18 protein-coding genes are annotated in these 26,982 nt (G+C 72.3%); 11 read left to right on the plus strand and 7 right to left on the minus strand.

The window, feature by feature from the left end; genetic code table 11:
- Positions 1 to 277: 277 nt before the first annotated feature.
- Positions 278 to 2,077 carry an RICIN domain-containing protein gene (locus ACZ6W9_RS31920; protein ID WP_470121068.1) on the plus strand — a complete coding sequence of 600 codons (1,800 nt, stop codon included), beginning with the start codon at positions 278 to 280 and terminating at the stop codon, positions 2,075 to 2,077.
- A 107-nt stretch (positions 2,078 to 2,184) separates the two neighbouring features.
- On the opposite strand, the gene ACZ6W9_RS31925 is transcribed toward ACZ6W9_RS31920, so the two are convergent.
- The 4 genes from ACZ6W9_RS31925 to ACZ6W9_RS31940 all read right to left on the minus strand — a co-directional run bounded on the left by ACZ6W9_RS31925 (position 2,185) and on the right by ACZ6W9_RS31940 (position 7,107).
- Positions 2,185 to 3,906: an amylo-alpha-1,6-glucosidase gene (locus tag ACZ6W9_RS31925; RefSeq protein WP_389967474.1), complete on the minus strand. Its 1,722-nt coding sequence runs from the start codon at positions 3,904 to 3,906 to the stop codon at positions 2,185 to 2,187.
- Positions 3,907 to 4,008: 102 nt separating this feature from the next.
- Entirely contained in the window at positions 4,009 to 4,827 is an 819-nt protein-coding gene (locus ACZ6W9_RS31930) for a carbohydrate ABC transporter permease (protein ID WP_470121070.1), read from the minus strand.
- Between the two features lie 64 nt (positions 4,828 to 4,891).
- Positions 4,892 to 5,809: a carbohydrate ABC transporter permease gene (locus tag ACZ6W9_RS31935; RefSeq protein WP_470121072.1), complete on the minus strand. Its 918-nt coding sequence runs from the start codon at positions 5,807 to 5,809 to the stop codon at positions 4,892 to 4,894.
- A complete protein-coding gene (locus ACZ6W9_RS31940) occupies positions 5,806 to 7,107 on the minus strand; it encodes a sugar ABC transporter substrate-binding protein (protein WP_470121073.1) in 1,302 nt (433 codons plus the stop codon). Before ACZ6W9_RS31940 ends, ACZ6W9_RS31935 begins: the two co-directional genes overlap by 4 nt.
- A 180-nt stretch (positions 7,108 to 7,287) precedes the next feature.
- Here ACZ6W9_RS31940 and ACZ6W9_RS31945 point away from each other — a divergent pair, with 180 nt between their 5' ends.
- Positions 7,288 to 8,301 (plus strand): LacI family DNA-binding transcriptional regulator, encoded by a 1,014-nt coding sequence (locus ACZ6W9_RS31945; protein WP_362945471.1) that lies wholly within the window; start codon positions 7,288 to 7,290, stop codon positions 8,299 to 8,301.
- A gap of 132 nt (positions 8,302 to 8,433) precedes the next feature.
- Here the strand turns inward: ACZ6W9_RS31945 and ACZ6W9_RS31950 are convergent, their stop codons facing one another.
- The 3 genes from ACZ6W9_RS31950 to ACZ6W9_RS31960 all read right to left on the minus strand — a co-directional run bounded on the left by ACZ6W9_RS31950 (position 8,434) and on the right by ACZ6W9_RS31960 (position 15,684).
- Positions 8,434 to 10,224 (minus strand): ThuA domain-containing protein, encoded by a 1,791-nt coding sequence (locus tag ACZ6W9_RS31950; protein ID WP_470121075.1) that lies wholly within the window; start codon positions 10,222 to 10,224, stop codon positions 8,434 to 8,436.
- A 121-nt stretch (positions 10,225 to 10,345) separates the two neighbouring features.
- On the minus strand, positions 10,346 to 13,183 hold the full coding sequence (locus tag ACZ6W9_RS31955) for a carbohydrate-binding protein (RefSeq protein WP_470121077.1): 2,838 nt from the start codon (positions 13,181 to 13,183) through the stop codon (positions 10,346 to 10,348).
- An 86-nt stretch (positions 13,184 to 13,269) separates the two neighbouring features.
- A complete protein-coding gene (locus tag ACZ6W9_RS31960; RefSeq protein ID WP_470121079.1) occupies positions 13,270 to 15,684 on the minus strand; it encodes an RICIN domain-containing protein in 2,415 nt (804 codons plus the stop codon).
- A 924-nt stretch (positions 15,685 to 16,608) separates the two neighbouring features.
- Between ACZ6W9_RS31960 and ACZ6W9_RS31965 the strand changes: the two genes are divergently transcribed.
- The 9 genes from ACZ6W9_RS31965 (at position 16,609) to ACZ6W9_RS32005 (ending at position 26,956) form a co-directional block, all read left to right on the plus strand.
- Entirely contained in the window at positions 16,609 to 18,069 is a 1,461-nt protein-coding gene (locus ACZ6W9_RS31965; RefSeq protein WP_470121081.1) for an arabinofuranosidase catalytic domain-containing protein, read from the plus strand.
- 211 nt (positions 18,070 to 18,280) lie between these two features.
- Positions 18,281 to 19,648: a lectin gene (locus ACZ6W9_RS31970; RefSeq protein ID WP_470121083.1), complete on the plus strand. Its 1,368-nt coding sequence runs from the start codon at positions 18,281 to 18,283 to the stop codon at positions 19,646 to 19,648.
- Positions 19,649 to 19,816: 168 nt separating this feature from the next.
- Positions 19,817 to 20,995 carry an inositol-3-phosphate synthase gene (locus ACZ6W9_RS31975; RefSeq protein ID WP_389967447.1) on the plus strand — a complete coding sequence of 393 codons (1,179 nt, stop codon included), beginning with the start codon at positions 19,817 to 19,819 and terminating at the stop codon, positions 20,993 to 20,995.
- A gap of 50 nt (positions 20,996 to 21,045) precedes the next feature.
- Positions 21,046 to 21,909 (plus strand): SCO3242 family prenyltransferase, encoded by an 864-nt coding sequence (locus ACZ6W9_RS31980; protein ID WP_470121085.1) that lies wholly within the window; start codon positions 21,046 to 21,048, stop codon positions 21,907 to 21,909.
- Positions 21,906 to 22,910 (plus strand): sugar phosphate isomerase/epimerase family protein, encoded by a 1,005-nt coding sequence (locus ACZ6W9_RS31985; RefSeq protein WP_389967441.1) that lies wholly within the window; start codon positions 21,906 to 21,908, stop codon positions 22,908 to 22,910. The genes ACZ6W9_RS31980 and ACZ6W9_RS31985 overlap by 4 nt, the downstream gene beginning before the upstream one ends.
- On the plus strand, positions 22,910 to 23,614 hold the full coding sequence (locus tag ACZ6W9_RS31990; protein ID WP_389967437.1) for an EboA domain-containing protein: 705 nt from the start codon (positions 22,910 to 22,912) through the stop codon (positions 23,612 to 23,614). The genes ACZ6W9_RS31985 and ACZ6W9_RS31990 overlap by 1 nt, the downstream gene beginning before the upstream one ends.
- Positions 23,614 to 24,465, plus strand: a complete 852-nt coding sequence (locus ACZ6W9_RS31995) for a TatD family hydrolase (RefSeq protein WP_470121088.1) — start codon at positions 23,614 to 23,616, stop codon at positions 24,463 to 24,465. Before ACZ6W9_RS31990 ends, ACZ6W9_RS31995 begins: the two co-directional genes overlap by 1 nt.
- Positions 24,465 to 25,586, plus strand: a complete 1,122-nt coding sequence (gene eboE, locus ACZ6W9_RS32000; protein WP_470121090.1) for a metabolite traffic protein EboE — start codon at positions 24,465 to 24,467, stop codon at positions 25,584 to 25,586. The genes ACZ6W9_RS31995 and eboE overlap by 1 nt, the downstream gene beginning before the upstream one ends.
- Entirely contained in the window at positions 25,583 to 26,956 is a 1,374-nt protein-coding gene (locus ACZ6W9_RS32005) for an alkaline phosphatase family protein (protein WP_389967428.1), read from the plus strand. The genes eboE and ACZ6W9_RS32005 overlap by 4 nt, the downstream gene beginning before the upstream one ends.
- Positions 26,957 to 26,982 lie beyond the last annotated feature (26 nt).

A 26,982-nucleotide genomic window follows, 5' to 3' on the forward strand; every position in this document is an offset into this window, starting at 1 on the left:
CATTGACATCCCCCGTTGACGAGACCTACCCTTCAGGCGAATCGATTCGATAAGAGATTCCCCAGGCCGGAGAGACGACCGGCCCACCGATCCGACGCCGCGCACACGCGGGTGCGCGAGCGGAACCGGACGTCACACACGCGACACCATCGGCGACGCCGCCGTGCCGGGACACCGTACGGCGGCGCCCTCCGTCCCCGGGGCCTCAGCCGGGCGGTCTCCGGCGGGCCACCGCCGGCGCCGGCTCCCCCACCCCCCACCGTCCAAGGAGTCATGAGTGGAAACGAAAGGCAAGAGGCGGCGCACAGGCCGCCGCGGGATCGCCACGCTGTTCGCCCTCGGTGCGCTCGTCGCCGGAACCGTCCTCGCGGCGGTGACGCCGGCCCAGGCCGCGGACGAGTCGATCAGCGTGAACTTCTCCTCCGCGGGCGGCTCGCCGACCCACCGGGCCTCAGGATGGATCTACGGCATGACCGAGAACGGGGCCAATCCCCCGGACAACTACTTCACCGACGTGAAGTTCCGGTACATGCGGGCCGGAGGGGCGCAGCTCGACGGCCCCGGCGGCTGGGTGTCGGGCAAGTACGACCGCCGCTGGAACGCCACCCGCGCCCAGTTGCTGCGCACCCGCTCCCTGGGCGGCGAGTTCGTCCTGCTCGTCCACGACCTGTGGGGCGCCGACGGCTACCCGATCTCGCGCTTCCCCGGCGACAACGGCGACTGGAGCGACTACGACGCCTTCCTCACCCGTCTCGTCAACGACGTCCGCGCCACCGGGGCCCCCGTCCAGTGGGACCTGTGGAACGAGCCCAACATCACCCTGTTCTGGAACCGCCCCATCTCCCAGTACCTGGAGATGTGGAAGCGCGCCTACCAGCGCATCCGCACGGCGTTCCCGTCCCACCTGATCGTCGGCCCCAGCTGCGCCTGCGTGCCGTCCAACGGCGGCTTCTGGACCCAGTACCTCGACTACGTCAAGGCGAACAACGTCGTCCCCGACATCTTCAGCTGGCACTCCCTGCCCGGTGACCCGGTCGCCAACGTCGCCACCGCCGACTCGACCCTCGGCTCCCGCGGCATCCCGCACCCGCGCCCGTACCAGATCAACGAGTACGGCGCCTCCAACGAGCAGAACCCCGGCGACGGCGCCTGGTACATCTCCCGCCTGGAGAGGGCCGGCGCCGACGGCCTGCGCGCCAACTGGGCCGGCGGCGGCAATCTGCACAACGACCTGGCCAACCTGCTCACCCGCGACTCCTCCGGGCAGTACCGGCCCAAGGGCGAGTGGTGGGTCTACCGCTTCTACGGCTCCCAGACCGGGCAGATCGCCTCCGTCACCCCCAGTTCCGGCTATGACGCGTTCGCGACCAAGGCGAGCGGGGAGGCGAGGATCCTGGTCGGCGGCGGCCGCACGACCGGCAACCTCGCGGTCGGCCTGCAGCGCCTGGACACCGTCGAGGGCCTGGTGCAGAACAACCAGGTGCGGGTGGTGACCGAGCGCATCCCGTACAACGGCGGAGGGGCCGTCGCCGGTCCGGTGACCGTGCAGAACACCGTGGTGACGCTGTCGGGCAACGGCACGGCGGTGAACCTGCCGAACAACGCCGTCGACGACGCCTTCACCGTCACGCTGCTGCCCCCGGGCACCCCGGGGCCCACGCCGACGGCCACCCCCACGGTCGACCCGCCGGCGGGCGGCGCGCTCAAGGGCGCGGGCTCGGGCCGGTGCCTGGACGTCAGCGGAGCCTCGCAGTCCAACGGCGCTCAGGTGCAGATCTGGGACTGCAACGGCCAGGCCAACCAGCAGTGGGCCACCACCGGCGCCGGTGAGCTGCGGGTCTACGGCAACAAGTGCCTCGACGTGAGCGGAGCCGGCACCGCCGACGGCACCGCGGTCACCATCTGGGACTGCAACGGCCAGAACAACCAGAAGTGGCGCCTCAACACCGACGGCAGCATCACCGCCGTCGGCGCGAACAAGTGCCTCGACGTCTCCGGCTACGGCACCGCCAACGGCACCAAGGTCCACATCTGGACCTGCCACGGCGGCACCAACCAGAAATGGACCCGGGTCTGACCCTCGGTGAAGGACCCCGCCGGGACGGACGGCCGTCCCGGCGGGGTCACCGCCGCCCGCTTCCCCTGGCGGGCGGCGGCGTCACGGGCCACACAGCGCCCACAGGGTCACACCGTGGCGGCCGCGACCGGCCCCTCCCGGCGCTCGTGGGCGGCGGCGAGGATGAGATAGGCGCTGGCGGTCCAGGTGTAGGCGCGGTCACGCAGCCCCGCGCCGCTGCGGGCGTCGAAGTTCTCCGCGAACCCGGACCTCTCGCACAGACCGCGGAAGCGGGCGCTGATCTCGTCGGCCAGGACCGGGTATCCGGCGCGGCGCAGGCCGTCCTCCACCAGCACGGTGGAAGGCGCCCAGATCGGGCCGCGCCAGTAGCCGTCGGCCCGGTAGTGGGGTGAGACGGGGAGTTCGGTGGCCAGCCCGAACTCGGTGAGGTGCGCCTCGATGCGGGCGGCCAGCGACGCGCGGACGGGTTGCGGCAGTTCCTCCCCCAGCACGATCGGCATCAGGTCGAGCAGGCTCGAACCGGACCACGTGCGGCCGGTGCGGGGGCTCCTGGCGACGAACCCGTCGCCGTCCCACAGCTCGGCCAGCAGCGCCCGGAGCATGCGGTCGGCCCCCCGGTCCCAGGCGGCGGCCGCGTCCGGGAGGCGGAGCTCGGCGGCCAGGCGGGCGAGCTCGCGCATCTGGAGGACGAGGAAGGCCGCCAGGTCCGCGGTCTCGACGACGCGCTCGGGGTCGAAGGTGGTGGCGTTGTCCCAGCCGCTGTCGTTGCCGTGCTGGTAGTGGGCGAACTCGTGGCCGGGGACGCGCCGGCGGGTCAGCCAGAAGGAGGTCCACCGCTCCAGCAGCGGGTACACCTCGGCGGCCCCGCCGTCACGCAGCGGGCGCAGCCGCGAGAGGGCCCAGCCGTGGATGGGGGGCTTGACGAAGTTGTACAGGATCTCCGAATGCGTGACCGAGTCGGGGAGCGCCCCGGTGGCGTCCTGGTGGTCGAACACCAGCCGGAACTGGTCCCACGCCAGCTCCGGCAGCCCGTCCGCGAGGGCCATGGCGTTGAAGCAGTGGTCCCAGCTCCAGACCTTGTCCATCCAGTGCTTGGACATCAGCACCGCGGGCCTGGCGACGAACCCGGCCGGGCGGACCGTGGCCGACCACAGGACGTAGGCGGCCAGCTCGGCGGCGGGCGTCCGGTCGCTGCGCCAGGGCGCCACCGCGTCCCGGAACGACGCGAAGTCGGCCCGCGCGGCCGCGGCCACCCGCTCGAAGCCGGCCCCGCCGTGGTAGGGGGCGCGGGCGGTCTCGTACTCCTCGACGGCGATCTCCCACGGCTCGTCGCCGCCGAGCGCGACGCCGCGCTCGGCGGTGCCGAGCACCTGCTCGCCGTACGGCTCGGCCCGCCCGGCGAGGAGGGTGATCCGGTAGCGGCGGCCGGTCTGGTACACGGTGAGGACCCACGAGCCGTCGCCGGGATCGGCGTAGAAGTACGGGCCGCTGAACGGCGTCAGGACCGGATCGGCCGCCACGAACCGCATCCCCAGTCCCCGGCCGCGCACCCGTACGGTGTCGGGGGTCTCGTAGGCGAGGTCGATCCGCCCGCCGTCGTGGGTCCAGGTGAGCGTGTACGGGGTGGCCGACAGGCCGGTCCCGGCGCGGTCCCCGCCGGCGGTGGGGACCAGCCGCAGGATCGGGTGCATTCCGGTCTGGTGCGACACCAGGTGGACATCGGGCGCATGGGTGTTCTCCGCGATCACCGGGGAGAAGTCGAACCACGATCCGCGGAAGCTGAACGGGATCTCCCGGAGGGAGAACACCGGGCCTGCGGCGACGGTCATGAAGGACGGGTCCCTTCTGTCGGGGAGGAGGGCCGGGCCGGCTCGCCGGAGCCCGTCCCCGGGGATCCCTCGCCGTGGCGAGGGATCCCCGGGGACGGGCCCCTAGTGCTTCACCGCTCCGGCGGTGACGCCCGCGGCGACGTAACGCTGGGCGATGACGAGCAGCACGGCGGCGGGAACGGAGGCGACCACGGCGGTGGCCATGATGGCGTTCCACTCCTGGTTGTTGTTGCCGATGTAGTGGTAGATGCCGAGCGTGATCGGCTGGTACGCGCCGCCCTGGTCGAGGGTGGAGGCGAACACGAAGTCCGACCAGGACCACAGGAACGCGAACAGCGACGCGGTGATGACCGAGTTGCGGCTGACCGGCAGGACCACCGACCAGAAGGTCCGCAGGGAACCGGCTCCGTCGACCCGGGCCGCCTGCAGCAGCTCCTCGGGGATGCCGGACATGAACGCGGTGAGGATCAGGACCGCGAACGGCACCGCGAGTGTCGAGTCCGCCACGATCAGCCCGGGGATCGTGTTGAGCACGCCCAGGTTGAGGAAGACGGCGTAGAACCCCATCGCCATGATGATCCCCGGGATCATCTGCGCGATCAGCAGCAGGAAGCTCAAGGCCACGCCGCCCCTCGGGCGCAGCTTCGCCAGCGCGTAGCCGGCCGGCGCCGCGACCAGCAGCGTGAGGGCGACCGTGCCCAGCCCCACGACCAGGCTGACCCCCAGGTACGGCAGCTGCCGGTCGAGCACCGACCGGTAGCCCTCCAGCGTGCCGTCCAGGGGGAGGAGGGCGGGCGGGCTCCTGCGCATGTCCTGTTCCCGGGTGAGGGACACGTTGACCATCCAGTAGACCGGGAACAGCATCACGCCGGTCAGCACCAGCCCGGCCGCGGTCTTCCACCGGGCGCGTACGACGCTCATCGGACCCTCCCTCCTGATCGGCGGGACTCGGACGCGGAGGCCGTGCCGTACTCGGCGTGCCCGTTCACGCGAGGGCCTGCCGTCGCTGCGCGCGGATGTAGACCAGGCCGAAGACCAGGGCCGCCACGATCAGCAGGTTGCCGACCGCCGCCCCGCGGCCGAACTCCGGCAGCAGGTTGCCGAACCCCAGCCGGTAGGACCAGGTGGCGAACGTGGTGGAGGACCCGCTCGGCCCGCCCTTGGTCATGATCCAGATGATGTCGAACACCTTCAGCGTGTAGACCAGCCCGAGCAGCAGCGTGATCGCCGAGACCGGCCGCAGCAGCGGGAACGTGATCGTCCGGAAGCGCCGCCAGCCGACCGCGCCGTCCAGCGCGGCGGCCTCGTGGACGGCGGGATCGATCGCCTGGAGACCCGAGTAGAGGACGACCAGGTTGAACGGGACGCCGATCCAGACGTTGGCGATGATCACCGACCACAGCGACCAGTCGGGCGAGGTCAGCCAGCGGACGGGATCGACGCCGAACACGGCCAGGGCGGCGTTGACGATCCCGGAGTCGCTGTTGAGCATCCACGACCACGTCGAGGCCGACACGATCAGCGGCAGCAGCCACGGCACCAGGAACAGCGCCCGCAACGTGGCCGACAGCGGGAAGTTCTGGGCGAAGAACACGGCCAGGGCGAGCCCGATCGTGAACTGGAAGACCAGGGACACCAGGGTGAACACCACCGTGTGCCACAGCGCGGGCCCGAACGTCGCGTCTCCGGCGACCTCGGCGTAGTTGGCCGTCCCCGTGAAGGGGGCGTCTCCCTGCACGAACGACCGCACCGTGTAGTCGTGCAGGCTCAGCTCGACGTTGCGGTACAGCGGATAGGCGTAGAAGACCGCCAGGTAGACGACGACCGGGGCCAGGAAGGCCCAGGCCGCCCATCGGCCGGTCCGCCCGGGGCGGCCGGCCGCGCGCCGCTCCCCCGCCGTCACCGGATGGCGCTCGCGGCGGCGGCCTGCGCGTCGGTCAGCGCCTGCTGCGGGCTCTTCGACCCGCTGAGCGCCGCCTGCACCGCGCCCCACAGCGGCTCGGAGATCTTCGGGTACTTGGTGCCGAGGTCGTCGCCGGTGCGGCCCCTGGCGGCCTTGACCGCCTCTACCCACACCTTCAGGTCCGGGGTCCGTTCGACCTGCTTGGACTGCGCCTGCTCGGTGGGCGCGACGTACGAGAGGGTCGTGGCCGTGGTCAGGGAGTTGTCGGTGCTGGTCAGGCAGGTCACCAGCTTCTGGGAGGTGGCGTAGCGGCCGGTGTCCCGCTGCACGGGGACGCCGACGAACTCGCCTCCGGTCGGCGCGGGGGCGGTGCCGCCGTCCTTGCCGGGGACGGGGATGATCCCGTAGTCGAAGCCGGCCTTCTCCGCGGCGGCCACCTGCCAGGTCCCGTTCTCGGCGAAGGCGTAGTCACCGCCGGCGAACTCCTGCCAGCTGGTGGTCTGGGTGTTGTTGATGACGGAGTCGGGGGCGTACCCCTTCTTCAGCCAGTCGGCCCACAGCGTCACCGCCGAGACCCCCTGCGGCGAGTCGAGCTTGGTGAGCATGGCGCCGGACCCCCAGAACCACGGCAGGAACTGGAAGCTCCCCTCCTCCGTGCCGATCGCCGAGAACGTGATCCCCTTCTTGCCCGCCGCCTTGACCTTCTCCAGGGCGGCGGTGAGCGACGCCCAGTCCCGGACCGAGGCGATGTCCACCCCGGCCTTGTCGAGCACCTTCTTGTTGTAGTAGAGGGCCAGCGTGTTGGCCCCGATCGGGACCCCGTACGTCTTGCCCCCGATCCGCCCCGCCCCCAGCAGGTTCGGCTCGATGGCCGAGGTGTCGAGCCTGTTCTCCTCCGTCGTCGTCAGCACGCCCGCCTCGGCCAGCGTGGAGACCACCGGGTTGTCGACGATGAGCACGTCGGGCGCGTTGCCCTGCTGCGCGGCGAGCAGCGTCTTGTTCGTCAGGTCGGTGGTGTCGAAGGCGGTGCGCTCCACCGTGACGCCCGCCTGGGCGCCGCAGGCGTCCAGCAGCTTCACCCACTCGGATCCCTTGTCGTGCTGGGGATAGGGGTCCCAGATCGTGTAGGTCCCGCCGCCGGCGGCTCCGCTCGCGTCCGCGGCGGTGTCGGACGGCCCGCCAGACGATCCGCCGGACGATCCTCCGGACGGTGAGGAGCATGCGGCGAGACCGCCGGCGGCCGCCAGCACCGCCAGGCTCAGTCCGGCCGCACGCCGGCTCGTTGCCGTTGACCTCATGATCTGACCTCCGCTGGCATGCGTTCTGCGGCTGCTGTCGTTCTCATCGAATCGGTTCGCATGAACATAGGACCGTGGATCACGTACGTCAATGCCTGCGTGTGAAAACACCCCGGTTCGTCGGTTCGAACGATTCGACTTACGATGATGCGGGGGGCCCGGACCAGGTGAGGAGCACCGGTGAACATTGGGGAGATCGCCAGGCGGTCAGGCGTGTCGCGCAGCACCGTCTCCTACGCTCTGAGCGGCAAGCGCCCGGTGTCGGAGGAGACCCGCCGGCGCATCCAGGCGGTCATCGATGAGCTGGGCTACCAGCCGAACGCCGCCGCCAGGGCGCTCAAGGAGGGCAGGACCCGCACGATCGGGCTGGTCATCCCCCCGGCCAGCCGGCGGCTCACGGACATGCAGCTCGGCTTCGTGGCCAGCGTGGTCGACGCCGCCGCCCGCGCCGACCTCGACGTCCTGCTGTCCCCCTCCGGAGGCGAGCACGACCGCTCCTTCGAGCGCACGGTGAGCGGCAGGCGCGTGGACGGCGTCATCCTCATGGAGATCCGGCTGGAGGACGACCGGGCCGTCCGGCTGGGGCAGATCGGCATGCCGTTCGTGGGGATAGGGCGTACCAGCCGCCCCGATGAGCTGTCCTGGGTGGACGTCGACTACGAGACGCTCGTCGCCCGGTGCGTGCACCACCTGGCCGACCTGGGCCATCGCCGCGTCGCCCTGGTCAACCGCTCCGCCGAGCTGGTGGCCGCCGGGTACGGCCCCGGCCACCGCGCCCAGGCCGGCTTCGCGCGGGCGGTGGCCGAACGCGGCCTGGAGGGCGTGCAGACGTGCTGCGCCGACGACGCCCAGTCGGGGGTCTCCTGCGTCGAGCGGCTCCTGGCCGGGCATCCCGGCCTCACCGCGATCGCGACCATCAACGAGGCCGCCATGCCGGGCATGTACCGGGCGCTGGCGCAGGCGGGCCTGACCGTGCCGGGGGACTTCTCCATCGCGGGCGTCGCCGCGCTGCACTGGGCGGAGAACCTGCACCCGCCGCTCACCGCCGCCGACGTGCCCGTCGACGAACTCGGCGCCAGGGCCGTGGAGCTGCTCATCCAGCGCATCGCCGATCCGGCCGCCCCCCACCGTCACCTCCTCGTCGCCCCTCCCGTCTCCCTGCGCGGGACGACCGGCCCCGCGCGCCCGCGCTGACCGGCGGGGAACGGCGGGCGGGTCCGCACGGTCACGCCCGGGGGCGGCCCCGGGCGTGACGTCATGTGCGAAGGGTCCGGCGGAGCGGAACCCCGGAGGGCCCCGGCCGCCTCCCGGCGCGGGCGGACGGTCTCAGGATCGGGTCCACTTCTGGCTGTTCTGGCCGTTGCAGGTCCAGATGTTCACCCTGGTGCCGTTGGCGGTGCCGGAGCCGGAGACGTTCAGGCACTTGTTCGCGCCGACGGCGGTGATGCTGCCGTCGGTGTTCAGGCGCCACTTCTGGTTGTTCTGGCCGTTGCAGTCCCAGATCGTCACCGCGGTGCCGTCGGCGGTGCCCGCGCCGGTCACGTCCAGGCACTTGCCGCCGTACACCCGCAGCTCACTCGCGCTCGTCGGGGTCCACTTCTGGTTGTTCTGACCGTTGCAGTCCCAGATCTGCACCTGCGCGCCGTTGGACTGCGAGGCCCCGCTGACGTCCAGGCACCGGCCCGAGCCCACGCCCTTCAGCGCGGTCGCGCCGCCGGGCGGCGTCGGCGTGGCCGAGGGCGAGGGCGACGCACCGCCCAGTTCCTTGATCCGGATGTTGCGGAACGACACCACGTCGCCGGACCCGTGGTTCTGGATGCCGATGTAGCCCTGCTGGAGCGAGCGGACCGGATCGGTGTTGGTGAAATCGTTGATCTTCGTGCCGTTCAGGAACACCTGCAGCCGCTCGCCCTCCACCAGCAGCTCGTAGGTGTTCCACTGACCCGGCGGGTTCAGCGCCGCGTCGCGCGCGGCGGTGTCCGCCGCCTTGACCCCGTAGATCGCCCCCGTCGTCTTGTCCGGGGTGTCGGTCGCGTCGATCTGCACCTCGTACCCGGTGTCGAGCGCCGCGTTCGGGTCGCTCGTGGCCGGGAATCCGACGATCACCCCCGAGTTGGAGTCACCGGTCAGCCTCCAGTCGAGCTTGAGCGAGTAGGAGCCGAACTCCTTGGTGCCGTACCACAGCATGCCCATGCCGCCCTGGGAGGTCAGGGTGGCGTCGGTGTTGGTGAACGACCCCGGGCCGGCCTGCGACCAGCCCGCCGTCGAGCCGTTGTACAGCGCCGTGTACCCGGTCTCCGGGCGGCAGTCGGCCTTGGCCACCCCGGCCGCGTACCGGATCCCGCCGACCAGCAGCGTGCGGAAGGCCGGGTCGGCGTACGACTCCTGGGTGTGCCCCAGGCCGGTGTAGAACGCGCGGCCCGAGGACTGGGCGTGGCACCAGGTGATCGGGTGGTCGCCGCCCATGCCGCCGCCGCTGTAGCTGCCCTCGTCCAGGTTCTGCAGCACCTTCGCCGTCGAACGGGGGTTGGTGCGGTAGTTGTACCACTCGTCGGTGCGCGACCAGGTCGCCCCCAGATGGGCGGTCGCGGCGTGCGCCCGGTCCTCGTTCCGTACGGTGGCCCGCTGGATCGCCGGGTGGTTGTTGAACCAGGCGCCCACCAGCTGCCCGTAGTACGGCCAGTCGTACTCGGTGTCGGCGGCGGAGTGGACGCCGACGTAGCCGCCGCCCCCGTCGACGTAGGACTGGAGCGCGGTCTGCTGGGTGGCGTTGAGCACGTCCCCGGTGGTGCTGAGGAAGACGACGGCCTTGTACTGGGCGAGGTTGGCCGAATTGAAGGCGGCCGAGTCCTCGGTGGCGTCGACGGTGAAGTCGCCGGTGGCCCCCAGGTCGCGGATGGCCTGGACGCCGGCGGGGATCGAGTCGTGCCGGAAGCCCGCCGTCTTGGAGAACACCAGCACCTTGAAAGCGGCTGCCTGGGCGGGGACGGCGGGGATCGCCGCCGCGGTGGCGACGAGTGCCGCCGCGGCGGTCACCGACAGGCGTCGCAGCACGGACGCCTTCCGGCCGGCGCCCGCGTCGCGCGCGGGCGCGGCGGGGGTCGGATGTCGCAGCATGGATGTCCTTCCGTCGCGGCGTCCGGCGCGGCCCGTTCCGGTGTCGGAGGCGGGCCGCGCCGGGCGTCACATCAGTCGATGGTCGCGGTGGGGTCGGGGCTGGACGGGGTGAAGGGCGGCCTCAGGCCCGGGTCCACTTCTGGCTGCCCTGGCCGTTGCAGGTCCAGATGTTCGCCTTGGTGCCGTTGGCCGTGCCGGAGCCGGAGACGTTCAGGCACTTGTTCGCGCCGACGGCGGTGATGCTGCCGTCGGAGTTGAGACGCCACTTCTGGTTGTTCTGGCCGTTGCAGTCCCAGATGGTGACCGCGGTGCCGTCGGCGGTGCCCGCTCCGGTCACGTCCAGGCATTTGTTGCCGTAGACGCGCAGCTCACCGGCGCTGGTCGAGGTCCACTTCTGGTTGTTCTGACCGTTGCAGTCCCAGATCTGCACCTGCGCGCCGTTGGACTGCGAGGCTCCGTTGACGTCCAGGCACCGCCCCGAGGCGGTCCCCTTCAGCGCGCTCGTGTCCCCGGGGGGCGGGGTCGACGGCGTGCCGGTGTCGAGGGTGAAGGAGTCCACGTCGAACAGGTAGCCCTGTCCGGTCGCGCCGCGGAAGACCAGGTACAGCGTCGTGGTGCCGGACGGTGCGCCGCTGAGGTTCGCCGACACGTCGGTGAAGGTCTCCCAGCCGCCGGTGCTCGCGACGTTCACCGTTCCCAGGAGCGTGCCCGTGGCCGAGCCGGCCCGGACCTCGATCCGGCCGCCCACGCCGCCGGAGGACACCCGGGCGGTGAACTTCGTCGCGTTGCCCAGGGCGTACGGCTGGAAGGAGATCCAGTCGCCGTCGTCGGTGAAGCCGACCGTTCTGCCGCCCTCGGCGGTGGTGTGGTCGGCCGTCTGCACGCCCTGCTGGGCGCCGAAGTGCTCGGCCTGCCGGTGCCGCGGCTGGAGCGTGCGGGAGCTGGTGGAGGTCAGGCCCCCGTTGTCGGTGTAGGAGGCCTCGAAGACGCCGTAGATGTTGGCCGCGGCGTCGTGCTCACCGTCGACCGGCACCGCGATGGAGCCCGAGCAGCCGGTCTGGGAGGTGATCTGGTGGCGGTGGCTGTCGTGGCCGAGGAGGTAGGTGACGGTGACCTTGGAGCAGTCGATCGTGCCGTCCTCCGGGTCGGTGACCGTGACCTGGAAGGGCACGGTGTCGCCGAAGGAGAACAGCTGCCCGTCGGCCGGGTTGGTCAGCGTCACCTTCGGGGCGGTGTTGCCGACGGTGACGATCAGGCTCGTGTTCCCGGTCAGCCCCTGCGGGTCCCGTACGGTGAGGGTGACGGTGTAGGTGCCGTCCGCGGTGTAGGTCTTGGACGGGTTCGCCGCCGTGGACGTGGTGCCGTCGCCGAAGTTCCACGAGTACGTCAGCGCGCCGCCCTCGGGGTCGGAGCTGCCCGCGGAGGAGAACGCCACCGTCAGCGGAGCCGGTCCCGAGAGCTTGTCGGCGGCGGCCTTGGCGATCGGGTTGCGGTTGGCCGCCTTGCCGATGTACTCGACCCGGTACAGCGCCTGGTTGTTCTTCCCGTCACCGTAGTCGAGGACGTACAGGGCTCCGTCGGGGCCGAAGGCCATGTCCATCACCTGGGTGCCGGTCCAGGGGAACGCGGAGATCTCCCCGCGGGAGCCGTCCGCCTTGACCTCGATCGCCTTGATCCAGCGGCGGCCGTACTCGCCGGCGAAGAACCGCCCGTCCAGCTCCTGCGGGAACTTGATGGACGAGCTCAGGTTCGGGTCGAAGCGGTAGACCGGGCCGCCCATCGGCGACTCCGATCCGGAGCCGAACTCCGGCGGGGAGCCGGAGTCCCCGGCGTACTTGATCCACGCCGGCTTGGCGGCGGGCAGCGTGGTCAGCCCGGTGTTGCGGAAGGAGTTGTTGGTCGGCCCGCCCGCGCAGTCGTACTTGGGGCCGGTGCTGTTGGTGGCGAAGTTCCACTCGTTATAGGTCTCGGTGGTGGTGTTCGAGCCCGTGCAGTACGGCCAGCCGAAGAATCCCGGCCCGGTGATCCGGTTGAACTCCACCTGCCCGCTCGGACCGCGGTTGGAGTTGGTCACGCCCGAGTCGGGGCCGTAGTCGCCCAGGTAGACGACGCCGGTGGCCTTGTCCACGCTCATCCGGAACGGGTTGCGCAGGCCCATCGCGTAGATCTCCGGCCTGGTCCGGGCCGTGCCCGGCGCGAACATGTTGCCGCTGGGGATGGTGTACGTGCCGTCCGGCTGCGGCTTGATCCGCAGGACCTTGCCCCGGAGGTCGTTCGTGTTGGCGGCGGTGCGCTGCACGTCGTACTGGGGGTTGCGGTCGGTCCGCTCGTCCAGCGGCGAGTAGCCGCTCGACTCGAACGGGTTGCTGTCGTCCCCGGTCGTCAGGTAGAGGTTCCCGGCCGCGTCGAAGTCGAGGTCGCCGCCCACGTGGCAGCACATCCCCCGGTCGTTGGGCACCTCCAGCACGACCTTCTCACTCGCCAGGTCGAGGGTGTCGTCGGACTTCAGCGTGAACCGGGAGAGGTTCAGGTGGCCCTTCCACTGGTCGAACTGCGCCTGCGTGCCGTTGCCGGGCGCGTCGCCGGTCGGCGTGCTGAGGCGCGGCGAGTAGTAGAGCCAGATGTACCGGTTGGACGCGAAGCCCGGGTCCACCGCCACCCCCTGCAGACCCTCCTCGTCGTGCGTGTAGACGTTGAGTTTGCCGGCCACCTTCGTGGCGCCGTTCACGTCGGTGATCCGCACCGTGCCGTCGCGGGCCGTGTGGACGACCGACCGGTTCGGCATCACGGCCAGCGACATCGCCTCGCCCAGCTCCGCGCCGCCGGACGCCAGGGACACCTGCTGGTAGTCGGACGCCGGAATCGTCAGCGCGTTCGCCGGGGAGCCGCTGACCGCGAGGGTTCCAGGGATGATCAGCGCCATCGTGGCCAGCAGTTTGAGCCACGGACGTCGGGACATGTGTGTTCCTTACGAGTCGGTCCGAAGAGGGGGGTCGCCCCGCGTCCCTGCCGGTGGGGGACGCGGGGCGGGTCGTCAGCGAGCGGTCAGGATCGGGTCCACTTCTGGTTGCTTCCTCCGGTGCAGGTCCAGATGTGGACCTTGGTGCCGTTGGCGGTGCCGTAGCCGGAGACATCGAGGCACTTGTTCGCGCCGACGGCGGTGATGCTGCCGTCGGCGTTGAGACGCCACTTCTGGTTGTTCTGGCCGTTGCAGTCCCAGATCGTCACCGCCGTGCCGTCGGCGGTGCCCGCGCCGGTCACGTCCAGGCACTTGCCGCCGTAGACCCGCAGCTCACCCGCGCTCGTCGAGGTCCACTTCTGGTTGGCCTGGCCGTTGCAGTCCCAGATCTGCACCTGCGCGCCGTTGGACTGCGAGGCCCCGCTGACGTCCAGGCACCGGCCCGAGCCCACGCCCTTCAGCGCGGTCGCGTCCCCGGGCGGCGTCGGGGTGGCCGAAGGCGAGGGCGACGTGCCGGTCCGGGGCCCGGCCGACGCGATCACGGCCTGGGCGCCCGCCGGCCAGTTGCCGCCCGCGACGGTGACGTTGCCGGAGACGACGTTGCCGCGGTCGCCGTTGGTCACGTTGGTGCTGCCGTTGGTCGACCAGTTGCCGGTGACGGTGAAGTTCCCCATGTTCTCGGCGAACCAGTAGTTGGCCGTGGCCCAGGTGCCGGTGTTGGAGAAGACGTTGCCGTTGGCGGTGTAGTACCGCGAGCCCTCGTCGAAGTAGAGCCCGAACCAGCCGTTGGTCCGCAGGCAGTGGTTGCCGCTGATCGTCCCGTTCGGGTTCGCCGACAGCGTGTAGATGCATCCGCCGTCGGTCATCTGCTGCATGACGTCGTGCACGTAGTTTCCGACGAGCCGGTGGCCGGACGCGGTCGTGGCCGTCGTGTACCGCGGCTGGTAGTTGTACAGGCCGCGGTCGGCGTAGTGGTTGCTGCCGCCGGCGTCGTTGGCGCCCCAGCCGTACCCGATCGACATGCCGGTGTAGGGCATGTTGTAGACCTCGTTGTGGGACACGTCGCTGCCGGTGACGTAGGTCGTCAGGACCGAGACGACGCCCCGGTAGTCCAGGCCGAGGTCGTGGATGCGGTTGTCGGTGACGGTGATGTTCCGGTTGACCATCCGCTGGTCGCCGGGGTGGTGGGCGTCGGCGCGCACGCCGCCGACCACGATGCCGCCGGCCGAGCTGCGGGCGATCTCGGAGCGGGTCACCGTGATGTCGCTCGCGCCCAGGCCGACGCCGCCGGCGTGCGCGTTGGCGTCGTTGCCGATGCCCACGGCCGTCTGCCCCAGGTTGAGGAACCGGGAGTCGGTGAAGGTGACGTTGTTCGCGGCGGAGACCTGCACCGCGGCGGGCATCTGGTACCAGTTGGGCCGGGTGGCCTCGAACTGCTGGCAGCCCTCCTGGCAGGACTTCGGCAGGTCGGCGGGCACGCTCCAGTTGCCGGCGATGTAGGCGCCGGTCTGCTGGTCGGCGAAGCCCTGGTTGCTGCTGGGGCCCAGCCAGCTGGTGCCGGTGAACGTGATGCCCTTGAACGTGATGTGGTGCGCGGGCGCGTCGTAGGTGCCCCCGACGTTCACCAGGGACTGCAGCAGCGGCAGCTCCACGCTGACGTCGTTCATGTTCTGCCCGGCGAGGGGGATGTAGGACAGCACGCCGGTCGCGGGGTTGATGTACCACTCGCCCGGCGCGTCGAGGAACTCGTAGGCGTTCTCCAGGTACAGCGGACCCGCCCGGTGGGGGGTGGTGAACACGTCGTATCCGAAGATGTTGTTGGTCCAGCCGGGCTGCTGCATCGTGATGAAGTTCCCGCTGATGCTCTGCACCCGCACGTACCGGTCGGTGAACGAGCCGATGCTCTCCATCTCGATCCGGTTCTGGCCGGCCAGGTTGTTCAGGTAGTTCAACGCGGAGTTGCCGAACCTCATGCCGGTGCCGGTCGCGGTGAAGTCGGCCCGGTTCACCTGGGTACGGGCACGGGTGGCGAGGGCGCCGTTGACGTACAGCTGCCGGGTGTCGATCCCGGTTCCGACGTCGGCGCGCCAGATGTTCTTCCCGGGGTCGGCCTGCGACCATCCCGTGACCGCGCGGGCCCCGCTGATGACGGGGCTCGCGCCCGCCGCGGCCTGCCAGCTGACGGTGTGGCCGTTGTTCCCGGAGTCGGCGGCGGTCAGCCGGAGCGGTGAGGAGAGCCGGTACACCCCGCCCGCCAGTTCCACGACGATGTCGTCGGTCATGGCGCCGTTCAGCGACCGCACCGCCGCCTGGGCCCCCGTCAGTGAGCACGGCTGGGCGGAGGTGCAGGCGGTGCCGGTGCCGGTGGGCGACGCGTACAGGGTCGTGGCGGCCGCGGACGCCGAGGTGGCCGGGGTGACGAGGGCGAACGCGGCCAGTACCGCGGCGACGATGCCGGCCAGGACCGGTCTCGGCACCGCGGCGGGTGAGGATGATCGCACGGTGGTTCCTTGGGGGGTAGGGGCATGGTCAGGTCACACCCTCCTCCGCAGGGCAGGTGACGCCCTCCCGGAGGAGGAGACCGTCGCCGTACGGGAGGCGTATGGGACCACGGGGGGACGCCCGCGGAGCGGGACCGCGGACGTCGTCGTGGCCGGCCACGACGCGGAGGGCCCGGAGGCCCTCCACACCCTGCCCGTGTGGATTCGGCCGCGGGGGTTTCCGGAAGGAGGCGCGCCCCCCGCGGGGATCTCGCTACCAATTACGAGTGGAGCACCAGGACCCGTCAAGACCTTAAGCCCACTTATTTCACATTCAGCACACCGAGGCCACGGTCGCTGTTAACGACTCTGACGCGTTCATCAGGGAGGACGCCTACCGCCCGCGTCGTTCGCACCGGCCGCTCCGAATGAACCGTTCACATGTTTCGTACTGATCATGGACGACCCGGCCCCAGGTGACGGCCTCCCCCAGGCGGATGAACGTTTCATCGGGCTCGTCCCGGCGGGAGCCGGATGAGCCGCCGATGGGAGCCGCCGGGAGGGATTCCCGGCCGCCGGTCCGGATTCACCGAAGCTTGACAGGCGGCGTGCGGGTCGTGTGTGCTTCGCTGTAACACAGCCTCCTCCCCCTCCTCAGCGGCCTCGACACTGAGGCGAATCGATTCGCGCCCGTTGTGGCGATCGGCTCCGAGCGGCCCTCCCGCGCTGTCCCGTGACCGGGCGGCCCGGTCCTCGGCGCCCGCCGGACGGGCGCGTCCCGTATCCCGCCGTCTCCGGCGAGCCCCGTGTCTTCCCCGGCACGGCCGTCTCCGCCGCGCCCGTTTCCGAAGGAGTACGACATTGCAGCCTTCACCGGTTCCCTTACCGGGCCGTGCGACGCGTGGGCGGCGTGCTCGGACGACCCTCGCCGCGTCCGTCCTGGCGATGCTGGCGACCCTCGTCGCCACCGCTCTCGTGTGGTCCGAACCCGCCTCGGCGGCGACCACGCCACTGATCGGCACGGGCTCGGGCCGGTGCCTGGACGTCAGCGGTGCCTCGCAGTCCAACGGCGCGCAGGTGCAGATCTGGGACTGCAACGGCCAGGCCAACCAGCAGTGGACGACCACCGGCACCGGTGAGCTGCGGGTCTACGGCGGCAAGTGCCTGGACGTGACCGGCGCGGGCACCGCCGACGGCACCGCGGTCACCATCTGGGACTGCAACGGCCAGAACAACCAGAAGTGGCGCCTCAACACCGACGGCAGCATCACCGCCGTCGGCGCGAACAAGTGCCTCGACGTCTCCGGCTACGGCACCGCCAACGGCACCAAGGTCCACATCTGGACCTGCCACGGCGGCACCAACCAGAAATGGACCACCGGAACCGACCCGGGCCCGACCCCGACCGTGACGCCGACCTCCACGCCGACCCTGCCGGCCGGCGCGCGCCCGTGCGACATCTACGCCTCGGGCGGCACGCCGTGCGTGGCCGCGCACAGCACGACGCGGGCGCTGTACGCCGCCTACGGCGGCAACCTGTACCAGGTCAGGCGCTCGTCGGACAACACGACCCGCAACATCGGGCTGCCGGTCGCGGGCGGCGTCGCCGACGCCGCGGCCCAGGACGCCTTCTGCGCCGGCACCACGTGCGTCGTCACGGTGGTGTACGACCAGTCCGGCCGCGGCAACGACCTGTGGTACCAGGGGTCCAGCGTGGTCCCCGGCTCCCCCCAGAGCAGGCCGGCGGTCGCGACCACCGAGTCGCTCACCGTCGGCGGCGCCAAGGCCTACTCCCTGTACATCAACCCCGGCAACAGCTACTGGCGGGACGGTCACCTGACCGGCGTGCCGACCGGCAGCGCGCCCGAGGGCATGTACATGGTCACCAGCGGCACCCACGTCAACGGCGGCTGCTGCTTCGACTACGGCAACAGCGAGACCACCAGGAAGGCCGACGCCGCCGGCGCCATGGACGCCATCAACTTCAGCACCCAGTGCTGGTTCGGCGGCTGCTCCGGAGGCGGCCCCTGGGTCCAGGCCGACCTGGAGTGGGGCCTCTACCCCGGCGGAAGCCAGTCCTGGAACCCCAACCAGCGGGCCTTCCCCCACAAGTTCGTCACCGCGACCCTGAAGAACAACGGCACCAGCCGCTTCGCGATCAAGGGCAGCAACGCGCAGTCCGGCAGCCTGTACACCCTGTACGACGGCTCGCTCCCCCCGGGCTACAGCCCGATGAGGAAGCAGGGCGCCATCATCCTGGGCAGCGGCGGCGACTGCTGCAAGCCCGACGGCGGCGCGAACCTCAGCGCCGGAACCTTCTACGAGGGGGCCATGGTCGCCGGCTATCCCTCCGACGCCACCGAGAACGCGGTGCAGGCGAGCGTCGTCGCCGCCGGCTACCGCTGATCCCGCTCCGGGACGGGGCCTCACCGGCCGGACCCGCCGCGCCGACCGCGGCGGGTCCCCGTGAGGGCCGCCCGTCCTGCGGATCGATCCGGAAGACCGTCCCATCGGGCCACCCGGAAGAAGGAGATGTGGCACACGGCTATTAGTTAGCGCTAACACAGCGACTTCCCCATCCATGCGTCACCACGAGAACGACGAAGGAAATCGTGTGATGTCGAGGAAAAGACCCCTCTTCGCCGCTGCCGCGACCGCCGCGCTGCTCGTCCTGGGCCTGGTGCAGGCGGTGCTGGGCGGCAGCGCGAGCGCGTCGTCCGCCCAGCGGAGCGCCCTCGCGCCCACCGCCGGGTGCGGCAAGACCCCGACGCTGAGAAGCGGTACGCAGTCGATCACGACCAGCGGGAAGAACCGCAGCTTCATCCTGCGGATCCCCGACAACTACAACAACAACACGCCCTACCGGCTGGTCTTCGGGTTCCACTGGAACGGCGGCACCGCCAACGACGTCGACTCGGGCGGGACCAGCGGGTACGTCTGGTCCTACTACGGCACCAGGGCGCTGTCGAACAACACCGCGATCTTCGTCGCCCCCCAGGGCTTCAACAACGGCTGGGCCAACTCCGGCGGCGAGGACGTCACCTTCGTCGACGACATGATCCGGCGGATCGAGTCGGACCTCTGCGTCGACACCACCCAGCGCTTCGCCATGGGCTTCAGCTACGGCGGCGGCATGAGCTACTCGCTCGCGTGCTCCCGGGCGAACGTCTTCCGCGCGGTGGCGGTCTACTCCGGCGGGCAGCTCAGCGGGTGCAGCGGCGGCAACGACCCCATCGCGTACATCGGTCTGCACGGCCTCCGCGACCCGGTGCTCAACATCTCCGCGGGCCGGTCGCTGCGCGACAGGTTCGTCAGGAACAACGGCTGCACGCCCCAGAACCCGCCGGAGCCGCCGCAGGGCAGCCTGACGCACGTCGTCACCTACTACTCGGGGTGCCGGGCCGGGTACCCGGTCGCGTGGGCGGCGTTCGACGCGGGTCACACCCCCAACCCGGTCGACGGGAAACCCGGCGACTTCGAGCCCGGTGAGAACTCCTGGACCAGGTCGGTGGTGTGGAACTTCTTCACGCAGCTCGGCGGCGGCCCGACCCCGGACCCCACGATCACCCCCACGGCCACCCCCACGGTCGACCCGCCGGCGGGCGGCGCGCTCAAGGGCGTGGGCTCGGGCCGGTGCCTGGACGTCAGCGGTGCCTCGCAGTCCAACGGCGCGCAGGTGCAGATCTGGGACTGCAACGGTCAGGCCAACCAGAAGTGGGCCACCACGAGCTCCGGTGAGCTGCGGGTCTACGGCGGCAAGTGCCTGGACGTGAGCGGAGCCGGCACCGCCGACGGCACCGCGGTCACCATCTGGGACTGCAACGGCCAGAACAACCAGAAGTGGCGCCTCAACACCGACGGCAGCATCACCGCCGTCGGCGCGAACAAGTGCCTCGACGTCTCCGGCTACGGCACCGCCAACGGCACCAAGGTCCACATCTGGACCTGCCACGGCGGCACCAACCAGAAATGGACCCGGGTCTGAGACCCACCGGCCGCGCGGTCACCCCGAGCACCTGCCCGGGTGACCGCGCGGCTCCGCCGGGGCGGGTCACCGCCCCGGCGGACACGTTCCAGAACACGAACACAGACGCGAGGAGGATCGGACGATGAGGACCGATCACGTTGTCCGCACGGCTCCCGGGAGCCTCTGATGACCACGGGAGTATGGCTGGTCGGCTGCCGCGGCTCGGTCGCGGTGACCGCCGTCGTGGGGGCACTGGCCATCCGGGCCGGGCTGGCCGACCGGACCGGCTGCGTCACCGAACTGCCCCTGTTCGCCGGAGTCCCTTTGCCGGCCCTGGCCGACCTGACCTTCGGCGGGCACGACGTCGCCGCCGTGTCGCTGGTGAAGAAGGCTCAGGCACTGGCCGACGAGGGCGTCCTCCCGGGCGGGCCGGTGCGGGCGCTGGAGGAGGAGCTGGCCGCGGTCGACCGGGACGTGCTGCCACTGCCCTCGGCGCGCGACCAGGCCGAGACGGCGGCGCTGATGGCGGGCGACCTGGCGGCGTTCCGGAAACGCCACGGCCTGCGGCGGGTCGTCGTCGTCAACGTCGCGACGACCGAGCCGGCGCCCGCGCCGCATCCCGCGCACGCCCGCCTGGACCTCCTGGAGGAGGCGCTGCGGGGGTCGCGGCCGGACGACGGCGCGGTGCTGCCGCCCAGCTCGCTGGCGGCCTACGCCGCCTTCCTCGCGGGCTGCCCGTTCGTCGACTTCACCCCCTCCACCGGGGCCCGGCTGCCCGCGCTCGACCGGATGGCCGTACGGCGGGGCGTGCCCTACGCCGGGCACGACGGCAAGACCGGGGAGACCCTGGTGAAGTCGATGCTGGCCCCCATGTTCGCGATGCGGAACCTGCGGGTGCGGACCTGGTCGGGGATCAACCTGCTCGGCGGCGGCGACGGCGCGAACCTGGCGCGGCCGGGCCCGAACGCCGCGAAGGCCGCGAGCAAGGGGAAGGTGCTGCGGGAGACGCTCGGGTACGTCCCCCAGGGCGAGGTCCGCATCGACTACCTGGAGGACGCCGGCGACTTCAAGACGGCCTGGGACCTGGTGACGTTCGAGGGTTTCCTGGGGCGGCGCATGCGCCTGGACTTCACCTGGCACGGATGCGACTCGGCACTGGCCGCGCCCCTCGTGCTCGACCTGGCCCGGCTGACCGCCGCCGCGCACGAGCGCGGCCGTTCCGGCCCGCTGACCGAGCTGGCCTTCTTCTTCAAGGATCCGCTCGAACCGGCCCCGCACGCCCTGGCCGACCAGTGGAACCTGCTGTGCGACTTCGCCGGCGGCCTGCGCCCCGGATCCGGGCCGGACTCCGGGGAGCCGCGGTGAGCGGCGTGGCCCCCGGAACCCCTGGGGTCCGCGGGGTCCCCGGGGCCCGGATGGGACGGATCGCGGTGCGGGACCTCGTCGAGCTGGTGCGGATGCCGGCGGCGCTGTCGGTGCCCGGCGACGTGGTGGCCGGCGCGGCCGCCGCCGGTGTGCTGGGCCGCCGCACGGCCGGGCTGGCCTGCGCGTCGGTCTGCCTGTACTGGGCCGGCATGGCCGCCAACGACTGGGCCGACCGCCACGTGGACGCCGTCGAGCGCCCCGGGCGGGCGATCCCGTCCGGCCGCGTCTCCCCCGGCACGGCGCTGGCCGTCGCCGCCGGCCTCACCGCCGGGGGTGTGTCGGCGGCGGCGCTGGCCGCGGGGCCGCGGGCGGGCGCGCTCGCGGCGGCCCTGGCGGGGGCGGTGTGGACCTACGACCTCGCGGCCAAGGACACCCCGGCGGGCCCGGCGGTGATGGCGCTGTGCCGGGTGCTCGACGTGCTGCTCGGCGCCGCTCCCGGCGGACGGGCGGGCGGGGCGTTCTCCGCGGCCATGCCCGCCGCCCTGACGGTGGGCGCCCACACCTACCTGCTCACCCTGCTGTCCCGGCGCGAGGTCTCGGGATCCGGGCCGCACCTGCCCGCCGGGACGCTGGCCGCCACACTCGCCCTGGCCTCGGCCGTCGGCCGCCGCCGGGGGTGGACGCAGAACGCGCTCGCCGCCTGGTACGCCGCGCGCTTCGGCCTCGCCCAGGCCCGCGCCGCCGCCGACCCCTCCGCGCCGAACATCCGGGCGGCCGTCGGCAGCGGGATCACCACGCTGCCCGCGCTGCAGGGCGCGCTCACCGCGCACGCCGGCGCGGAGGGCGCCGGGCTGGCCGTGGCGGCGGCCGCGCCGCTGGCCGGGATCCTCGCCACGAAGGTGTCCCCGACATGACCGGCGTGGACACCGCCGGGGCGACCGGAACGACCGCGCCGGGCGCCGCCGGGGCGGGCGGGGCCGCGGCGGCGGGAGGGCTGCGGTTCGGGTACGGCACCAACGGGTTCGCCGACCACCGGCTCGGCGACGCGCTGGAGGTCATCGCCGGCCTCGGCTACCACGGTGTGGCGCTGACCCTCGACCACGACCACCTGGACCCCTACGCGCCCGGCGCGGCGCGGCGGGTCGCGGCCGCCGCCGACCGGCTGCGCGACCTCGGGCTCGGCGTCGTCGTCGAGACCGGCGCGCGCTACCTGCTCGACCCCTGGCGCAAGCACTCCCCCACCCTGCTGCACGACGACGGTCACCGGCGGCTGGACTTCCTGCGGCGGGCCGCCGCCGTCGCCGCCGACCTCGGCGCCGAGGCCCTCTCGCTGTGGGCCGGGACGCGGCCCGCCTCCGTCCCCGCGGACCTGGCCTGGCGGCGGCTCGTGGACGGCTGCGCGCACCTGCTGGGCACGGCGACCGTACCGCTCGGCTTCGAGCCGGAGCCCGGGATGCTGGTCGCGACGATCGCGGACTGGCGGAGGCTGCGCGATGCGCTCGGCCGCCCCCCGGGCTTCGGGCTGACCCTCGACATCGGGCACTGCCGCTGCCTGGAGCCGGACCCCGTACCGGACTGCGTGGAGTCCGTCGCCGGGCACCTGGTGAACGTCCAGATCGACGACATGCGCAGGGGCGTGCACGAGCACCTGGAGTTCGGCGACGGCGAGATCGACTTCCCGCCGGTCCTGGCCGCCCTCGCCTCCTGCGGCTACACCGGGCTGGTCTCGGTCGAGCTGCCCCGGCACTCGCACGCGGCGCCGCAGATCGCCGCCCGCTCGATCGAGTTCCTCCGTACGGCGGAGCGCGCCGCGACGGGCGCGGCCGCGGGGCGGGGGACGGGGAAGGCGGCCGCGAGGCCGCGGGCCGGGGAGGCGGCCGTGCCGGAACACGTCTCCGCGGAAAGGAGCCGGTGATGGAAGCCCGGGAACTGCGGGCCGTACTCGGCCGGGAATGGGTGACGGACGCGTGCGCGGAGATCGGGCGGCGGCCGGAGACGATCGGGCGGCACTTCGCGGCCGCCGGGCGCCGCGCGGGCCGGACGCCGCTCGCCGGGGCGCCCGGCTGGCGGGCCGACGAGGCGGCCCGCGCCGTGCTGCTCGCGGCGCTGCCGGCGCAGGAACTGGCCGCGCGCCTCCCCGTCCTGTACGCCGAGGGGACCGCCGAGGAGAAGCTGGCCGTGCTCAGGGCGCTGCCGCTGCTCCCGGCCGGGGTGCGGGCCGCGCCGCTCCTGCGGGACGCGATCCGCACCAACGACTCCCGGCTGTTGGCCGCCGCGCTCGGCCCGGCCGCCGGGGTCCTGGACCAGGCGGAGTGGCGGCAGGCCGTGCTCAAGTGCGTGTTCACCGGGGTGCCGCTCGCCGCCGTCCACGACCTGGACGGACGGGCCGACGGGGAGCTGGCCGCGATGCTCGCCGGGCTCGCCGCCGAACGCGCCGCCGCCGGCCGCGCCATGCCCCCCGACGCCTCCGCCCTGCTCGGCCGCCTCAACGGCCGTCTCCCCGGCCGTCTCAACGGACAGCCCCCGGGGTGGCCCGGCCAGGGGGCGGACCACCCGACCCGGCGGCCGGCCCGGCCCGGCCGGGCGGCAGATCACCCGACCCGGCAGCAGGAGGCCTGATGCGGATCTTCGACCCGCACATCCATATGACGTCGCGCACCACGGACGACTACCGCGCGATGGCGGCGGCGGGCGTCCGCGCCGTCGTCGAGCCCGCCTTCTGGCTGGGCCAGCCGCGCACCAACCCCGGCTCGTTCACCGACTACTTCGACTCGCTGCTCGGCTGGGAGCCGTACCGGGCCGGGCTGTTCGGCATCCGCCACCACGCCACGATCGCGCTGAACCCGAAGGAGGCCAACGACCCGCGCTGCCGTCCGGTGCTGGACCTGCTCCCCCGCTACCTCGACAAGGACGGCGTCGTCGCCGTCGGCGAGATCGGGTACGACTCGATGACGCCCGAGGAGGACGAGGCGTTCGCCCGCCAGCTCGACCTCGCGATCGAGCACGGCCTGCCGGCGCTGGTGCACACCCCGCACCGGGATAAGGCCGGCGGCACCCGGCGGACGCTCGAGGTGGTGGCCGCCTCGGGCATCCCGCCGGAGCGGGTCCTCGTCGACCACCTCAACGAGCTCACCGTCGGCCCCGTCCGGGAGTCCGGCTGCTGGATGGGGTTCTCCATATACCCCGACACGAAGATGTCGCCGCCGAGGATGGTGGAGATCCTGCGCCGGCACGGGCTGGAGCGGATGCTGGTGAACTCCGCGGCCGACTGGGGGAACTCCGACCCGCTGCTCACGCTGGAGACCGCGCGGGCCATGCTCGACGCCGGCTTCGACGCCGACGACGTGGACCGGGTGATGTGGCGCAACCCCGTGGAGTTCTTCGGGCAGTCCGGGCGGCTCGACCTGTCCGAGGCCGAGCCGGCGGAGCCGGTGTTCCAGGGCAGCTCCATCCTGCGCGGGGGGAGCTGATGCGGCTGCGCGACACGGCCGGGCGGGTCCTGCACCTCGGCTACTGCACGAACGTCCACCCCGCCGAGGACCTCGGCGGGGTCATCGGACAGCTCGACGAGTTCGCCGTGCCGGTCCGCGAACGCCTGGACGCTCCCGTGCTCGGCCTCGGCCTGTGGCTGGCCGCGCCCGTGGCGGCCGGGCTGGCGGCCGACCGGGCGAGCCGCCTGCGGCTACGCCGCGAACTGGACCTCCGGGGCATGGAGGTCGTGACGCTCAACGGCTTCCCCTACCGCTCGTTCCAGGACCCGGTCGTCAAGCACGCCGTCTACCACCCCGACTGGACCGCCCCGGAGCGGCTGGCGTACACCCTCGACCTGGCCCGCGTCCTGGCCGACCTGCTGCCGGACGACGCGGCGCGCGGCTCGATCTCGACGCTGCCGCTCGCCTGGCGCGAGCCGTGGGACACCGCCATGGCCGGGCGGGCCGCCCGGAGCCTCGACAGGCTCGCCCGCGGCCTGGCGAACGTCGAGGAGACCACCGGACGCTTCATCAGGGTCGGGTTCGAGCCGGAGCCGGGCTGCGTCGTCGAGACGACCGCGCAGGCCGCCGCCCACCTGGCCGGCGTGGACACCGACCGGCTCGGGATCTGCCTCGACCTGGCGCACCTGGCCTGCGCGTGGGAACGGCCCGCCGACGCGCTGCGCACCCTGCGGGAGGCCGGCCTGCCGGTGGTGAAGGTCCAGCTGGCGGCCGCCCTGGAGACGGCCGAGCCCGCGGCGCTGCGGGAGTACGCCGAGCCGCGCTTCCTGCACCAGGCCCGCAACCCCGGCGGCGGGGCCGCCGACGACCTCGGCGAGGCGCTGGCGGACGGCCTCCCCGCGCCCTGGCGTGTGCACTACCACGTGCCGCTGCACATGCGGCCGGAGCCGCCGCTGACGTCGACCGTCGGCGTGCTGCGCGAGGCCCTGGCCGAACTCGTCGGCCGGGGGGCGTGCGACCACTACGACGTCGAGACCTACACGTGGGGCGTGCTGCCGCCGGCGCACCGGCCCAGCACCTCCGCCGGGCTGGCCGACGGCATCGCCGCCGAGCTGGCCTTCGCCCGCGACGAGCTATGCCTCCTGGGAGCACGCACATGACCTCGCAACTCGTCCTCGACGTGGTCGGGCTGACGCCCCGCCTGCTGGAGTCCATGCCCCGGCTGCGGTCCGTGGCCGCCGCCGGCTTCCAGGCCCGGCTCGACCCCGTCCTGCCCGCCGTCACCTGCCCCGTCCAGTCGACGTTCCTGACCGGTCTGCCGCCCGCCGGGCACGGCGTGGTGGGCAACGGGTGGTACTTCCGCGACCTCGGCGAGGTGCTGCTGTGGCGCCAGCACAACGCGCTCGTCCAGGGCGAGAAGATCTGGGAGACCGCGCGCCGCGACAGGCCCGGCTTCACGGTGGCCAACATCTGCTGGTGGTACGCGATGGGCGCCGACGTCGACTGGACCGTCACCCCCCGGCCGATCTACTACGCGGACGGCCGCAAGGAGCCGGACTGCTACACCTACCCGCCCGGACTCCACGACGAGCTGACCGCGCGCCTGGGCCCGTTCCCGCTGTTCACCTACTGGGGCCCCGGGGCGGGCATCGCCTCCTCGGCGTGGATCTGCGAGGCCACCCGGCACGTCATGACGACCCGCGACCCCGACCTGACCCTCGCCTACGTCCCGCACCTCGACTACGACCTCCAGCGGTACGGGTCGTCGGACCCCCGCTCGGCCGCGGCCGCCGCGGAGCTGGACCGGGTGATGGCGCCGCTGCTGGAGACCGCCCTCGGCCGGGGGACGACGGTGACCGTGCTGTCGGAGTACGGCATCACCGACGTGTCCCGCCCGGTGGACGTCAACCGGCTGCTGCGCGCCGAGGGCCTGCTCCACGTGTACGACCAGGACGGGATGGAGTATCTGGACCCGTGGACCTCCCGGGCCTTCGCCGTCGCCGACCACCAGACGGCCCACGTCTACGTGCGGGACCCGTCCGACGTTCCGGCCGTGGCGAAGCTCTGCGCGGCCCTGCCCGGCGTTGCCGAGGTCCTCGACGAGGAGGGCAAGGCGGCCTGCGGCCTCGATCACCCCCGCTCGGGCGAGCTGGTGCTGCTCGCCGACCCGGACGCCTGGTTCACCTACTACTACTGGCTCGACGACGACCGGGCCCCCGACTTCGCCCGGCTGGTGGAGATCCACCGCAAGCCCGGCTACGACCCTGCCGAGCTGCTCTTCGACCCGGCCGACCCGGGGCGGGCCAAGCGGAGGGCGGCCGTCGCCCTCCTCCGGAAGAAGACCGGCATGCGGTACCTCATGAACGTCGTCGGCCTCGACGCCGGCGCCCGGGCAGTCAGGGGCTCCCACGGCCTGCTCCCCCGCGACCCGCGGGACGCGCCGGTGCTGCTGTGCTCCGACCCGTCCGCCGCCCGCGACCGGATCGCCGCGACCGAGGTGAAGGACCACCTGCTCGGCCGTACCCCGTGACCCCGCACCCCTTTCCAAGCTGGGAG

Source organism: Streptosporangium sp. NPDC053982 (assembly GCF_055585205.1).

Excerpts from the sequence above, each read along its gene's own strand:
- ACZ6W9_RS31985 (WP_389967441.1), top strand. The coding sequence starts at position 21,906 with ATGACCGGCGTGGACACCGCCGGGGCGACCGGAACGACCGCGCCGGGC.
- ACZ6W9_RS31955 (WP_470121077.1), bottom strand. The coding sequence starts at position 13,183 with ATGTCCCGACGTCCGTGGCTCAAACTGCTGGCCACGATGGCGCTGATC.
- ACZ6W9_RS31925 (WP_389967474.1), bottom strand. The coding sequence starts at position 3,906 with ATGACCGTCGCCGCAGGCCCGGTGTTCTCCCTCCGGGAGATCCCGTTC.
- eboE (WP_470121090.1), top strand. The coding sequence starts at position 24,465 with ATGCGGCTGCGCGACACGGCCGGGCGGGTCCTGCACCTCGGCTACTGC.
- ACZ6W9_RS31995 (WP_470121088.1), top strand. The coding sequence starts at position 23,614 with ATGCGGATCTTCGACCCGCACATCCATATGACGTCGCGCACCACGGAC.
- ACZ6W9_RS32005 (WP_389967428.1), top strand. The coding sequence starts at position 25,583 with ATGACCTCGCAACTCGTCCTCGACGTGGTCGGGCTGACGCCCCGCCTG.
- ACZ6W9_RS31950 (WP_470121075.1), bottom strand. The coding sequence starts at position 10,224 with ATGCTGCGACATCCGACCCCCGCCGCGCCCGCGCGCGACGCGGGCGCC.
- ACZ6W9_RS31940 (WP_470121073.1), bottom strand. The coding sequence starts at position 7,107 with ATGAGGTCAACGGCAACGAGCCGGCGTGCGGCCGGACTGAGCCTGGCG.
- ACZ6W9_RS31980 (WP_470121085.1), top strand. The coding sequence starts at position 21,046 with ATGGGACGGATCGCGGTGCGGGACCTCGTCGAGCTGGTGCGGATGCCG.
- ACZ6W9_RS31930 (WP_470121070.1), bottom strand. The coding sequence starts at position 4,827 with ATGAGCGTCGTACGCGCCCGGTGGAAGACCGCGGCCGGGCTGGTGCTG.
- ACZ6W9_RS31970 (WP_470121083.1), top strand. The coding sequence starts at position 18,281 with ATGTCGAGGAAAAGACCCCTCTTCGCCGCTGCCGCGACCGCCGCGCTG.
- ACZ6W9_RS31975 (WP_389967447.1), top strand. The coding sequence starts at position 19,817 with ATGACCACGGGAGTATGGCTGGTCGGCTGCCGCGGCTCGGTCGCGGTG.
- ACZ6W9_RS31965 (WP_470121081.1), top strand. The coding sequence starts at position 16,609 with ATGCTGGCGACCCTCGTCGCCACCGCTCTCGTGTGGTCCGAACCCGCC.
- ACZ6W9_RS31990 (WP_389967437.1), top strand. The coding sequence starts at position 22,910 with ATGGAAGCCCGGGAACTGCGGGCCGTACTCGGCCGGGAATGGGTGACG.